Genomic DNA, 14,057 nt, shown 5'->3' with positions numbered 1-14,057 from the left:
CCGTTGCTGGCCGTTGGTTGAAGGATCAGCGGCCACAGGGTGAGATCGCCCTATGGGAATCTCATCTCCGCGTTTCTCCTAGTAGCAACCTTCAGCGTGTGGAATAACGCACCTGCGGATGAAGTATGACGGTATTACCCTTTACGCAGCAGATAACGATAGGGAAGCGTTTCGGTTTCCTGCGCCAAAAGTTCATGTTCCATGAACACGCAAAAACCGGGAATATCACGGGTGGTAGCCGGATCGTCGGCAATAATCAGCAGCGTTTGTCCGGTTTCCATCTGGCGCACTGTCTTACGTACCATCATCACAGGTTCAGGGCAGCGCAGTCCCTGCGCATCCAGCGTGTTATCCGGGTTGGCAAAAGGATTGGTCATCAACATTCTCAGTGCTCAAAGAAAAAACGGCTTTAGTTTACGCGGAGGATTTGTCGACGCAAGCGACGACAACGTTTGCGCATAAAACTCCCCATCCCCTCCCGATAAAATACATTGCATTAGGGAAACAATTGCGTATTATTCCGCCGCATTGCGGCATAAATCCGCACGTCAATGATTCCTTGGGTTCCCTCACCCCAATAACCAAAAAGGTCACATTATGTATCGTTTTACTCCCCAACAGCGGCTTACCGCGCTGATCTGGCTGTCGTTGTTCCATGTGCTAATCATTACATCGAGTAATTATCTGGTTCAGTTGCCAGTCTTGATTTTCGGTTTCCATACCACCTGGGGCGCGTTTACCTTCCCGTTTATTTTTCTGGCCACCGATCTGACGGTGCGGATTTTCGGTGCGCCGCTGGCGCGGCGTATCATTTTAGCCGTGATGGTGCCTGCACTGGTAATGTCCTATCTGGTTTCATCCCTGTTTTATCAGGGATCCTGGCAATCGTTCGGGGCTTTAAACCAGGTGAATATCGTCGTGGCGCGTATCGCCTGCGCCAGCTTTATGGCGTATGTTCTGGGCCAGATTCTGGATGTTCACGTCTTCAATCGCCTACGTCAAAATCGGGTTTGGTGGGTGGCGCCGACCGTTTCAACGGTATTCGGTAATCTCAGTGACACGCTGGCCTTTTTCTTCATTGCGTTTTACCGCAGCACCGATACCTTCATGGCGGCAAACTGGGTCGAAATCGCGATGGTGGATTACACCTTCAAGCTGCTGATCAGCCTGATATTTTTCCTGCCGATGTATGGCGTCATGCTGAATATGGTGCTCAAGCGTTTAAGCGCGCAACAAAACATGACGGCGTGCCGTCCGGCCAACAGCTCACATTAATCCTTATCATCGGGCGGCGATCCTCGCCGCTATAAATGACTTAACGTTTGTAAAAAACGCGCCGACGCGACAATGGTTTGCAACAACAAAATGCTTGTTTTTGCGATCTGAATAGCGTGCCATACTTACTGTTGTTACCTGTTTAAAAAGACGATCTGTTGCAAAACGAGAAAGAGGGAACCCATGTCGAAGATAGTCAAATACCTCGGTATCGGCTTATTGGTCAGCCTGCTTGCCGCCTGTGATGGCAAAACAGATGACGCCGCAAAAGTCGGTGCGCCAGATAAACCTGCCGCAGAAGCCAGCGCAGGCCATAATATTGAATTATTGGATGGCAAGATTGCATTCACTCTGCCGAGCAATATGCGTGATCAAAGCGGGAAAGTCGGCACGCAGGCGAACAATATGCACGTTTACGCCAACGACAACGGGCAGAAAGCCGTCATCGTTATTTTGGGCGACGACACGACAGAAGACTTAACCGTGCTGGCGCAGCGCCTGGAAGATCAACAGCGCACGCGTGACGCCAACCTCCAGGTCATCACCAACAAAACCATCGACGTCGATGGCAAAAAGTTGCAACAACTCGACAGCATCATCACCAGCAGCGGACAGCAGGCTTACTCCTCGGTCGTGCTGGGCAAAGTAGGCAACCAATTGCTGACCTTACAAATTACGCTCCCCGCTAGCGACCAGCAGCAGGCACAGAGCGAAGCGGAAGGCATCATCCACACGCTGAAGCTGAAATAAAAGTATCAGTCGTTTCATCGGAAAAATCCCCAGTTCATTGGGGATTTACCCTCCTGTCGGCTTAGCTTTTAACCTGAGCAACACCGCCTCACCGACCTATTTATACCAACAAGAGAGCAAGATCGGCTCTCTTTCCATGTCTTTTTAATTAAAAATAAAATTATTATAATGCTAATCAATTAATTAGCCCGATTTTACTCCTTTCCACGCACGATGAGTTTTTACCTCACCTGCTATCCTTCTCTCGCTATTATTTCGCTACAGGACTCATGTCAAAGAGGTCACAGGGAAGGTTCTCATTCATTCCGCCTATCGTCTAACCCCGCACCCTGCTTATTTTTTGTGGTGAACACACCGACTCATGCTTAGCCTGAATGTTTTGCATTTTATCTAACGTGTCGTTTTTCATCAGGTGAGCGATGGCATTCTGGAGCAGAACCACACAAGGATAATAAGGAGAAAATCAGTGGCAAACAGTACAGGATTACAGTTCACGGTTAAGGTCGGCGCCCTGCCCGAAAGCGCGTTTGTCGTGGTGGATTTTCAGCTCAGCGAAGCGCTGAATCGCCCGTTCGGCCTGTCGCTCAGTCTGGCCAGCGCATTACCGGATGTGGATTTTGGCGCGGTACTCGACCAGCCGTGCGAGTTGCTCATCTGGTATGAGGGCGAACTCAAACGCCGGGTCAGCGGTATCGTCAGCGGCTTTACGCAGGGCGACACCGGCTTTCGCCGCACCCGCTATCAGGCCGAGGTGCGCCCGGCGCTGTGGCGACTGGGGTTACGCACCAACGCCCGCATTTTTCAGGCGCACAAACCCGAAGCCATCATCGCCACATTGCTGGAAGAGTCCGGCATTACCGATTATGCCTTTGCCTTACGCTATGACCACGCCTCGCGGGAATATTGCGTGCAATACCGGGAAAGCGATTTAGCCTTTATCACCCGACTGGCCGCCGAGGAAGGGCTATATTTCTTCCACGAATTTGAAGCGGGCAAGCACCGCGTGGTCTTTGCCGACGATGCCGGGGCGCTGGCCAAAGGCCCCGAACTGTTCTTCAACCTCGCCACACAGGGCCTGAGCGAAGGCGAGTACGTCCGTCGCTTCCGCTACGCCGAGCAGGTCAGCACGGCAGAGGTGGCCCTCAAGGATTACAGCTTCAAAACCCCGGCCTACGGCCTGCTGCACCGTAAGATGAGCAACGACCTGGCGCATCAGCGGGAGAGCTATCAGCACTTCGACTATCCGGGCCGCTATAAGCAAGACCCGAGCGGCAAGGCGTTCAGTGGCTACCGTCTGGACGCGCTGCGCTCGGGCGCGATAATGAGCGAAGGGGAATCCAACTGCGCGGGGTTGATGCCGGGCAGCACCTTTCAACTGACCGAACACCCCAACCCGACACTCAATACCGGCTGGCAACTGGTCGCCATCACGCACAGCGGGCAACAACCGCAGGCGCTGGAAGAGGAAAGCGGCGGCGAACCGACCACTTACAGCAACCGTTTTGCGGTCATCAGTGCCAAACGTACCTGGCGCGCCGACCAGCCGTACAAGCCGATGGTGGATGGCCCGCAAATCGCCACCGTGGTCGGCCCGGCGGGAGAAGAAATCTACTGCGACGAGCACGGCCGCATCAAACTGCAATTCCCATGGGACCGCTACGGCGCCAGCAATGACCAAAGCTCCTGCTGGGTACGGGTCAGTCAGGGTTGGGCGGGCGGCCAGTACGGGCTGATCGCCATACCGCGCATCGGCCACGAGGTCATCGTCAGCTTCCTGGAAGGCGACCCGGACCAGCCGATTGTGACAGGCAGAACCTTTCATGCGACAAATCGACTTCCTTACGACCTACCCGCGCACAAGACGCGAACTGTCCTGCGCACGAAGACGCATCAAGGTGAAGGGTTTAACGAACTGCGCTTTGAAGATCAGGCCGGGCAGGAAGAGATCTATATTCACGGGCAGAAAGACCTCAATGCGCTGATTGAGAACGATGTTGTCTGGCATATCAAACAGGATGCCCACACGAAGATTGATAACGAGCGGGTGACGCACATCAACGCCAACGATCACCTGACGGTCGAAAGCGAAAAACGTGATCATATCAAGGGAGACTGCTCGCTGACCGTCGATATGTCGATGCATCAGAAACTGGGGCAAGCGCTACTGGTCGAGGCCGGTAGGGAAGTGCATGTAAAAGCGGGGGCGAAGGTGGTTATCGACGCGGGCGCGGAGCTGACGCTGAAAGTTGGGGGAAGCTTCGTCAAGATCGATCCCAGCGGCGTGAGCATCGTTGGCCCAGAGATCAATATTAACTCCGGGGGCAACGCGGGTCATGGCACTGGCTGGGCCGGGCAGCGTCCCATACTGCCCGGCGGTGTTGCCGTCCCGACGGCTCCACCGATGACACTACCCGCACCCGCTATTCATAAAAGCATGGAATCAATGTCACCGCTGGTCAAGCCTTGCTCCCTTGAGAAGGGAGGCAAAGCATGAGTCTGACTACCTGGCTAACACAGCATAGCGGTGCGCGCTTTTCTATCGTCGATGGTGCGGGAGATCGTGCAGCGGTAGCCCGTTTCTATAAACTCAGCCAAGGTGAAGCATTTCCCCTCTTTGCGGGAACGCCATTCGACGCACAAGCGGCACTCGGCCCCTGGCTGCTATCTAATCCTTCATCCGCATTCATGGCAGACGCCCCCGATCTGAGGGGATTCTATCTGGTCAGTGAACACACTCTTGATGTCGTGATCCACCACTGGCAAAGCCTGATATTGGCTATTCGTGAGGGCGAAGCTGTCTGGCTTCGTTTCTCTGAACCTCGTATTTTTCTGCCGATGTTCTGCGCGATGAGCCCTGAAGAACAGGATGCCATTATGGGCCCCTGTAGTGGAATCTGGATCAGCGGAAACGGGTTTACACGTCATCCTGATACGCCATTTCATCCTCCGTTAACTCACCCCTGGTTTCACATTCGTTCACATCATCTGGCGGCACTGTATGACGAAAATCGTCATGCCTATATTCTTCGTCGGCGTTTGTGGCAGAGCATGACGAATATGATGACGCGTCACCCCGATCCGGCAGGCTCAATTTTGCCCGTGCTCAGGCAAGCCAATACGGAGAGGCTTCAGGAAGATGTGCTCGATGGGGTGGTGGCCGGAGCCTTAACCTTACAGGTTGGTCTGCCTCTGGAGAGTATTCGCGCGCCGCTGATGCTGACCGAAGCTGAATTCGCGCAGGTCAACCACTGGATGGCGCAGCATAGCGCATTAATAGGAGTTAACTAATGGCCGCCGATCCCTACTGCATTCCCTGCGAACATTACGATTGCTGGATAGAAATTGAGGTGCGCGATGAGCACAACCGTTCGTTCACAGGGCTGAAAGCGACACTGACCGACGAGACCGGTAAATCCGCAACGGTCACCCTCAAAGCTGGGCCGGTCATCGTATCGGGTTTTGCGGTTGGCCCGATATCCGTCAAACTGGAAACACAGCCCTGGCTTAAGGCGGCGCAATCACGAGAAGTATTAAAGGAAGGGCAAAGCGCCGTCCCCACCTATGTGGCAGAAAAGGCCGGATACGATGAAACGCCGCGTGAACATATTAAGGCGACCACCGGTGACCTGTGCCTGACCGCACCTGAGCCCCCCTTGCCGGAAGCGCATCAGGAAGGCCAGGCTGGTAGCGTCCGTTTCTTTACCAACCATTCCTATGTGATCGAAGTCAAAGGCTACCAGATCAACGTGCTGCGCATCGGTGTGTTCTTCGATGGCACGGGGAATAACACCTATAACGCCGAGTCGGGCCTGAAAAAGGTAGAGCAATGGCTGGCGGAAACCTGCGCCGATCCGGCACAGCGAGAGAAAGAACTGCGTGGCTGCCAGATGGGGCGGCTTCCGGTGAGTGACAGTGCGGCGAATGATAAAACCAATGTCTGGAAACTCTATGAACAGTTTAAAGTCGGTGGTGAAACGTTAAGTGCGCATGCTTATATCAGCGGTATTGGTACGCGCGACCCGGTCGCAGGCAACGAAGGACTGGAATACCGATCGGACAATATGTTAACGAAAGGGTTGGATCTCGATTTTGGTGGTGAAGATACCTCTATCGTTGGCAAGGTCAATCAGGCCTGCGAGCAGGGAATTGTGGCGGCAGTTAAGCGTGATTTAAGAGAAGCCCTGCCCAATATCGACTGCATTCACCGGATTGTTTTCGATGTGTTTGGCTTTAGTCGTGGAGCGGCGGCGGCGCGCCATTTTGTCAATGTCATCGACCAAAAGGCCGATCATCCGCTGGTGCAGGCGATCGCCAATGCCCCCACGATCCGGCTGAAGGCGGGGTTTGACTGGGCCAATCGGGAAGACGTACGTATCACCTTTGTCGGGATTTTTGATACGGTGGCTTCATCGTACCATCCCAGTCTCACTATCCGCTTGCAGGATGATTGCGCCGAACGGGTAGTGCATTTAACCGCACTGGATGAGGTGCGGAAGCACTTCCCCTTAACGCGTATCACGCCCACGGCTATCGGCACCAGCATCCCGCCAAATTTTACCGAGCTGGCGCTGCCGGGCGCGCATTCGGATATCGGCGGCGGGTATTACAGCCGCTGGAGCCTGCGTAACCCTAACAGCGACCCGGCGCTGACCGAGTGCCTTGAGCTGGAGCGCTTTATGAGCGAAGAAGCGGCGACAACACCGGACACGGAAAGCCGCGCCTACCGCCAAGCCCGCGCCTATGCTGAGGAGAAAATTGCGCAGGGCTGGGTGGATCGCCTTCACCCGCATTTGCCGCGTGCGGCGACACCTCCTATGGGATCCATCAGTTTGATCCCCTATTCGTTTATCCGGCGACGCGGCAAGGATGATGTGTGGCCGAAAAAGGGCGTGTATGTTGAGGTGGTGATGAACCGCGTGGTGGAAGGCGAGTATTCACGTATTCCGCTACATATGATGGCGGAGGCCGGGCGCGCGGCTGGGGTGCCGTTTAAGGTGTGGGATCCCAAAGATCCTTTAGTGTCCATGGAATCTCTAGCCGCTAAGCTACCGGCGGTTAATCTGGCCAAACTGGATGAACTGTGGGCTTTAGCTGCAACGGAAAAAGGCGTGATAAAGAATCTGGGACAGCAACTCTCTACTGTGGCTTACCGGGCACTGCGCCGCGATTATGTGCATCGCAGCGCCAGCAATCAGGGCATCGCTAATCCGGCGGGCACCCACCAACAGGAAACCACCGTCAGCAAGGAACGACGGTCTATCATCGGCAATCAGGAGGCATGATGCTAAGATCTTTTATTATCGCAGTAGGACTTTGTGTCTCACTGGTGGCCTGCTCAACCCCGAACTCACTGGCTCACGTTCGCTGGAGTTATGGGACGGGCAGCAATATTGATGAAATTTGGACAACCAACGTCGAGTTTTATCGTAACGGGGCATTTATTGGCGGCTATCCAGGGGGCGGAGTCGGTCCAGGTGCCAGCGTAAAACGTATTACGGAAAAGCGTTATTACTGGGCAGGCGGTGGCGGTTTGCCTGTAGAGGGGATGGCAGTTCCCGATCGTGCGGTAATAGAAATGGTCTCTTTCTACGATCGCAAGCGTTACCGTATTACGGTTGATTTGCCCGCCAATCTGGCCCAGCAAATGCAGCAGCGTTATCAGCTCAGCGAACGCATCGACCAACGTAACTGGCTCTATTTCGGCCTGGCCCCCGGCGGTTATTATGAGGTGCTATTGTTTGGGGATTTACTTGGCGTCAGTCCAGACCTCTTGCTTGCCCGTGGTATTGCCGAAGAGGTCACCGATGATTGGAAAGATAAGGTCATACCCTTGGAAAAACAATATGAAAAACGTTGGGCTGAGTTCGACAAAGAGTACGGCGCACTGTTTAAACAACACCCTATCCCAATCGGCATGGACTGGGCACCGATCATGGATGCCTACCGCGCCAACCAGCCTAAAACCGACCAACATCCGATAAGGTAATGGTTTCTCACCGTCAGCAAGGAACAGCGGTCTATCATCGGCAATCAGGAGGCATGATGTTGAGATCTTTTATTATCGCAGTAGGACTTTGTGTCTCACTGGTCGCCTGCTCAACCCCGAACTCACTGGCTCACGTTCGCTGGAGTTATGGGACAGGCAGCAATATTGATATCACTAACAATACTCGCACAGAGTTTTATCGTGAGGGGAAGCTCGTTTATTCCGATCGTGAGGCTGGCGGCGGAGCTGGCGGACTATTGAGCGATCGGATTACAGGTAAACGTTACTACTGGGCTGGGGGCGGTGGGCTACCTACCGAGGGGGTTCCCGTCCCTGACAAGGCAGCGATAGAAATGGTCTCCTTCTACGATCGCAAACGCTACCGTATTACGGTTGATTTGCCCGCCAATCTGGCCCAGCAAATGCAACAACGCTACCAGATTGGCAAGCACATTGACCAACGTAGCTGGCTCTATTTCGGCCTGGCACCCGGCGGTTATTATGAAGTGCTATTGAAAGCCGATAGGCTACTTGTCAAACCAGACCTTTTGCTTGACCGTGGTATTGCCGAAGAAGTCACCGATGATTGGTATGATAAAAAGGTACCAGTAGCAAGACAATACGGCATTGATGATTTCGACAAAGAGTACGGCGAGCTATTTAAACAACATCCTATCCCAATCGGGATGGACTGGGCACCGATCATGGATGCCTACCGCGCCAACCAACCTAAAACCGACCAACATCCGATAAGGTAATGGGTGCTCATCACAGCAAGGAACGACGGCCTATCATCGGCAATCAGGAGGCATGATGTTTTAATGCGCAATTAAGGCTAACTGCAACCTTCCGCCGTGCGCCGGGCCAGCCGCCACGTCAGCGCCAGGCCGCATAGCCCCATAAGCGCAGCGGCCAGATAAATAGAAGCAATGCCGGTGTAGCCCATCAGCACGCCCGCTACCGGCCCGACAATGCCTAGCGACAGGTCGAGAAATAGCGTATAGGTTGCCAACGCGCTGCCCTGATTCTGTGGTGAGACGGCCTTAACGGCGACCACACCCAATGCCGGAAATACCAAAGAGAAACCGGCTCCGGTGAGGAACGCACCGGCCTCCGCCATCAGCGGTAAGGTTGCCCCCCACACCAGCAATAACCCTACGGTTTCCACCACAAAGCACGCCATCGCCACGCGTAGCCCGCCAAATCGCTGAATGCTGTTAGGAAATACCAGCCGCGCGCCGACGAAGGCACAACTGAAAATAGTCAGTGTCAGTGCAGCACCATCCCAGTTCCGGTCAGCATAAAACAGCGTGATAAAGGTCGCTATCACACCAAAGCCCGCAGAGGCTACCGCCAAAATAATGCCGTAAACCCAGACTTTCCCCAACACGTCGCGAAAGGGGATCTTTTTCCCCGGCGCGACCTGCACCGCCGGACGCGGTAGCGCGAAGGCTATCGCTATCGCCGCGCTCAGGATAATGCACGCGGATAGCAGTTTTAATCCCCCAACATGGTTGATCCAGACGCCGAGCGGCGCGCCAATCGCCATTGCGCCATAAGTCGCGATGCCATTCCAGGAAATCACCCGCCCGATGTGGCGGGAACCTACCACGCCGACGCCCCAGAGTGTTGCCCCCGTCCCGGCAAAACTCTGCCCGGCACCCAGAACCACGCGCCCCAAGCATAATAGTAGCAACGTAATCACTGGCGAAGCCTCACTAAAGGCGGCCAACAGGTAAAACACGCCGCTCAACATCACGCCAGCCAGTCCCCAGACAACGACTTTCTTCGGCCCGTTTTCATCGGCGCGACGGCCCGCCTGTGGGCGGCTCAATAGCGTAGAGAAGTATTGCAGGCTGATCACCAACCCTGCCCAGAAGGCGCTAAAACCAAGGTGGTCGTGTACGTAACCCGGTAGCACCGCCAACGGCAGGCCAATATTTAGGTAGCTGGCAAAGTTGAACACGACAATCGAGACAATGCGCAAATTCAATCGCAGGCCGCTGAGCGCGGGTTCAGATGGGGAAGGTGTCGGCATGAAAATTGGCTCACTTAATCGCTGGATATGACATTGGTTCAAAAAATATTGAAAAGTCACATTCTACTATTGTTGGTTATAATCACATTTCTACCCCACAGTTAATCTCGAACCCAGGAGAAACGCAATGCCTGTACCGGCAGAACCGGAACGTCAGCAACCGTCGTCACCGCCTGAAGAGCATATTGCGCCTCCGCGATCCGGCTCGCTTCTGGACAAAAGTAAGCGTCTGGTCGCCCGTATTCAAGCGATCCCCTGCGTGGCGCACCTCATTCGCGCAGGCGAACGTTTCAACGATCGCATGGGTAACCAGTTTGGTGCGGCGATAACCTACTTTTCCTTTCTGTCGCTGATCCCGATTCTCATGGTGTCTTTTGCCGCGGTGGGCTTCGTCCTGGCCTCTAACCCCGATCTATTAACGGAGTTGATTAACCGAATCGTCAATAGCATCAGCGATCCTAATCTGGCCAATACGTTGAAAAATACGGTTAACACGGCGATACAGCAGCGTACCACCGTCGGGTTGACCGGTTTGTTGATCGCACTCTATTCTGGCGTCAGTTGGATGGGAAACCTACGCGAAGCGATTCGCGCCCAATCGCGCGATGTATGGGAACGCAACCCGAAAGATGAAGAGAAGATTTATTTTCAGTACACGCGCGATTTCCTGTCGCTGACTGGGCTGGTCATTGCGCTAATCGTTACACTGTTCCTGACCTCAGTTGCAGGCACCGCACAGCATAGGATTGTGACCGCGCTGGGTCTGGAAGGCATTGAATGGTTGCGCCCGGCGCTGACGCTGATTGCGCTATCTATCTCCATTTTTGCCAACTATCTCTTATTCCTGTGGATATTCTTCGTATTACCGCGCCATAAACCCAAGCGCAAGGCACTCTTGCGCGGTACGCTGCTCGCGGCTGTTGGCTTTGAAATCATTAAGTTCGCCATGACGGTCTCGCTGCCTAAACTGGCCAGTTCGCCTTCCGGCGCGGCGTTTGGTTCGGTCATTGGCCTGATGGCATTTTTCTATTTCTTCGCACGTCTCACACTCTTTTGCGCCGCCTGGATCGCAACAGCTGATTATCAAGGGGATACCGCTACAGACCAGAAAGAAGACGAGACCTCATCGCCTGCGGATCGCTAGACAGGCGGCGAAACTTATGGTTTTCCGATCTGCGTCATAAAAAAATAAAACATCGTTTCAAAACTATTGACTCGGTCTCGCGGAATGATGAGACTGACGCTAATTTCCGCGTTCCAATACCCTAAATTATTCGCGTTGCAGGTACTTTTTCAAACAGGCTAAAAGTGATGACAACTACTAACATTGCCGTAATCGGCGAGTGCATGATCGAACTGTCGCAGAAGGGCACGGATCTTAACCGTGGATTTGGCGGCGATACGCTAAACACCGCGGTTTATCTTGCCCGCCAGGTCGATGCCGATAAGCTAGGCGTACATTACGTCACCGCGCTCGGCACCGATAGCTTCAGCACCGAGATGGTTGCCGCCTGGCAACAAGAAGGGGTAAAAACCGACCTGATTCAACGGTTGGACGACAAACTCCCCGGTTTATACTTCATTGAAACCGATGACACTGGGGAACGCACGTTCTACTACTGGCGTAACGACGCCGCGGCTCGCTATTGGCTGGACACCCCGGAAGCCCCGGGTATCATCGAGGCGCTGACGCACTTTGACGCACTCTATCTGAGCGGGATCAGCCTGGCGATTCTGAACGCTGACAGCCGTCAGCGCCTCCTCACACTGCTGCGCGCTTGCCGGGCCAATGGCGGTAAAGTGATATTTGATAATAACTATCGTCCGCGCTTGTGGCAGAGCAAGGAAGAAACGCAACAGGCTTACACTGACATGCTCTCTTGTACGGATATTGCCTTTCTGACGCTGGATGACGAAGACATGCTGTGGGGTACGCAGCCGCTAGACGCCGTGTTGGATCGGACGCACGGGTTGGGCGTAAACGAAGTCGTCATTAAACGCGGCTCCGATTCCTGCATCGTTTCAGAACGTGGCCACACGCGGGTCGACGTCCCGGCGATTAAACTCCCCAAAGAGAAGGTCATTGATACCACTGCGGCGGGCGATTCTTTCAGTGCAGGTTATCTGGCGGTACGCCTGAATGGCGGCAGCACGCGGGAAGCCGCACAGCGTGGTCACTTAACAGCCAGCACGGTCATCCAGCACCGCGGCGCGATTATCCCACTGGCGGCCATGCCCGCGTAAGCCTGGCATCACAAGGCCGCAAGCCGCGGCCTTGTGAGTTTATTGCGCGGGAACCGTTTCCTGTATTGTCGCCCCTTCCGGCGCTTTAGGCGGCGCGGAAGAATTCGTGCCTTCAGGGGCCGCGGAGACTTCGCTAACGGGTTCAGAAGGTGGCGCCATCGTCCGATTGTAGGTTTCCAGTAACGCCGCCATATTCACCTCAGGTTCGCCTGGCTGCTGAATAAGCATAAGTGACGTATCCTGAACCAACTGCTGATGCAGTTCCTGGTTCAACATCGCTAAGGTGAGCGTGGACAGGTAATGCCGACGAAGCGTCTGATACTGCTCCGGGGCGATATCCACGACGCCATTTTGCTGGGAACGCAAACGCTGCTCCATCAGGATGTCCGTGCTTGTTCGGGCATAAGTAGCAAAGAGTTTTTTCAACTCATCGGTCTTACGCGCAATCAGCGTATCAAACTCGGGCTGCGTTAAGCCTTTTTCACGCAGCATCGCCAACTCACGCGCCATAAATGTAACACCCGACTCCACACTCTCGTTATTCGGCACATCCAGATGAATCGCGCACTGAGAACGACTGTAAAACACATTACAGTCAAAACGGAGATTGTTGCCCTTCAACGGACTGTTCTCCAACGCCTGTTGCAGACGCCAGAACATCGCCTCACGCGCGATGTCACCTAACCAGTAGCGCATTAGCGCCTGTGATTCATGGATTGGGTGCCATGGCGCATCCCAGATTAGCGACAGCGTATCCTGCCGGACACGGTCATTCATCAGGCTGATCGGCTGTGGTGGCAGCGGGCCGAGTGTCGGTACCGGCGCAGGCGCCTCGCGTTTCCCTTCCAGGGTGGAAAAAGCCTTACCGATCTGTTCAATCACACTACGGCTATCAACATGGCCGACGATATAAAGCGTCATCGCATCCGGCGTATACCAGGTTTTATAAAATTGCTGAAGTTGCTCGCCATTCAGCGGCGGCTTGACGTCCTGAGCAGGGTCGTGCGCCAGCAACGGAGACCCCTTCAGACGGTAGCGCCAGCTCGGATCCTGCGGGTTGGACGGAAAGGTTCCCACTAGCTTCGTCACCTTTAGCGCGGCTTGCAGGTTTTTTTCATCGAACGTCATTAGTCCTGCACGTTCCGCCAGCCATGTCAGCGCGTCTTTTAGCAATTCCGGGCGATTATTCGGTAAGCTCAGGTTATACGACGTAAAATCATATGAAACCATTGCCGGAGGCAGTTCGCGTGCGCGGTTAGCTTCCGGCCCCCATAGGGAGGGGATCTGGGCGGTAGACGATGTCTCGCCGGACACTAGCGCCAAACGGGAAAGAAAATGCGCGAAACCCACTTGCTGGGCGTTTTCTAACAACGACCCTGCGTTAACAACGAGACGTAATTCAACCCGATCGCCGGGACGCTGTGGCGTGGTTAACAACTGCCAGGCGAAACCATTATCCAGTTTACCCTGCTGCCAGGCGGGATCGGGCTTGAGTGCTTCAGCCTGCACGTTGCCGATGATAGCCAGCAACAAACCGCCAACGAAAAGCGCCTTTTTGGTGCCCTGCATGTGAACCCCTACTATGACTATCCAACATAGACCCTATCCCATTAGGGCGAGTTTACTTGCCAATTACGCCTACTGGGATAGGCTCTACTATGTGGTTATTGTTAATCATTATGATGGCCTTGCGTCTGCCACCGCACACTCTCGTGGATATTTCACGGAAAAACGGAAGACGCGAAGTGTACCATTCCCTTAGAC

Annotated in this window: 12 protein-coding genes; 9 read left to right on the top strand and 3 right to left on the bottom strand. The window is 54.3% G+C overall.

Annotated features, from left to right (window positions below; all coding sequences use genetic code 11):
* Nucleotides 1-134 precede the first annotated feature (134 nt).
* The gene (gene tusA / locus RFN81_RS00460) at nt 135-377 is read right to left on the bottom strand and encodes a sulfurtransferase TusA (protein WP_264497312.1); all 243 of its coding nucleotides are present in this window, start codon (nt 375-377) and stop codon (nt 135-137) included.
* Nucleotides 378-597: 220 nt separating this feature from the next.
* On the opposite strand from tusA, the gene RFN81_RS00455 reads away from it, so the two are divergent.
* The 7 genes from RFN81_RS00455 (at nt 598) to RFN81_RS00425 (ending at nt 8,769) form a co-directional block, all read left to right on the top strand.
* Nucleotides 598-1,275 (top strand): 7-cyano-7-deazaguanine/7-aminomethyl-7-deazaguanine transporter, encoded by a 678-nt coding sequence (locus RFN81_RS00455; protein WP_264497311.1) that lies wholly within the window; start codon nt 598-600, stop codon nt 1,273-1,275.
* Between the two features lie 183 nt (nt 1,276-1,458).
* Nucleotides 1,459-2,025 carry a DcrB family lipoprotein gene (locus RFN81_RS00450; protein WP_264497310.1) on the top strand — a complete coding sequence of 189 codons (567 nt, stop codon included), beginning with the start codon at nt 1,459-1,461 and terminating at the stop codon, nt 2,023-2,025.
* Between the two features lie 466 nt (nt 2,026-2,491).
* A complete protein-coding gene (locus RFN81_RS00445; protein WP_264497309.1) occupies nt 2,492-4,519 on the top strand; it encodes a type VI secretion system tip protein VgrG in 2,028 nt (675 codons plus the stop codon).
* Nucleotides 4,516-5,313 (top strand): DUF4123 domain-containing protein, encoded by a 798-nt coding sequence (locus tag RFN81_RS00440; protein ID WP_264497308.1) that lies wholly within the window; start codon nt 4,516-4,518, stop codon nt 5,311-5,313. Before RFN81_RS00445 ends, RFN81_RS00440 begins: the two co-directional genes overlap by 4 nt.
* The gene (locus RFN81_RS00435) at nt 5,313-7,307 is read left to right on the top strand and encodes a T6SS phospholipase effector Tle1-like catalytic domain-containing protein (protein WP_264497307.1); all 1,995 of its coding nucleotides are present in this window, start codon (nt 5,313-5,315) and stop codon (nt 7,305-7,307) included. Before RFN81_RS00440 ends, RFN81_RS00435 begins: the two co-directional genes overlap by 1 nt.
* Entirely contained in the window at nt 7,304-8,011 is a 708-nt protein-coding gene (locus RFN81_RS00430) for a DUF2931 family protein (protein WP_264497306.1), read from the top strand. The genes RFN81_RS00435 and RFN81_RS00430 overlap by 4 nt, the downstream gene beginning before the upstream one ends.
* A gap of 53 nt (nt 8,012-8,064) precedes the next feature.
* Nucleotides 8,065-8,769, top strand: coding sequence for a DUF2931 family protein (locus tag RFN81_RS00425; protein WP_264497305.1), 705 nt, complete (start codon nt 8,065-8,067; stop codon nt 8,767-8,769).
* Nucleotides 8,770-8,846: 77 nt separating this feature from the next.
* Here RFN81_RS00425 and RFN81_RS00420 read toward each other — a convergent pair whose 3' ends face one another.
* The gene (locus RFN81_RS00420) at nt 8,847-10,049 is read right to left on the bottom strand and encodes an MFS transporter (RefSeq protein ID WP_264497304.1); all 1,203 of its coding nucleotides are present in this window, start codon (nt 10,047-10,049) and stop codon (nt 8,847-8,849) included.
* A 127-nt stretch (nt 10,050-10,176) separates the two neighbouring features.
* Between RFN81_RS00420 and yhjD the strand changes: the two genes are divergently transcribed.
* Both yhjD and RFN81_RS00410 read left to right on the top strand, forming a co-directional pair.
* Nucleotides 10,177-11,193, top strand: coding sequence for an inner membrane protein YhjD (gene yhjD / locus RFN81_RS00415; protein WP_264497303.1), 1,017 nt, complete (start codon nt 10,177-10,179; stop codon nt 11,191-11,193).
* A 167-nt stretch (nt 11,194-11,360) separates the two neighbouring features.
* Nucleotides 11,361-12,293, top strand: a complete 933-nt coding sequence (locus RFN81_RS00410) for a sugar kinase (protein WP_264497302.1) — start codon at nt 11,361-11,363, stop codon at nt 12,291-12,293.
* Nucleotides 12,294-12,332: 39 nt separating this feature from the next.
* Here the strand turns inward: RFN81_RS00410 and RFN81_RS00405 are convergent, their stop codons facing one another.
* Entirely contained in the window at nt 12,333-13,862 is a 1,530-nt protein-coding gene (locus RFN81_RS00405) for a M16 family metallopeptidase (RefSeq protein WP_264497301.1), read from the bottom strand.
* Between the last annotated feature and the right edge of the window lie 195 nt (nt 13,863-14,057).

This window comes from Pectobacterium cacticida, assembly GCF_036885195.1.
GTDB lineage: Bacteria > Pseudomonadota > Gammaproteobacteria > Enterobacterales > Enterobacteriaceae > Pectobacterium > Pectobacterium cacticida.
The sequence above is the reverse complement of the archived record's forward strand: the minus strand, read 5'-3'. Positions and strand labels throughout refer to the sequence as shown.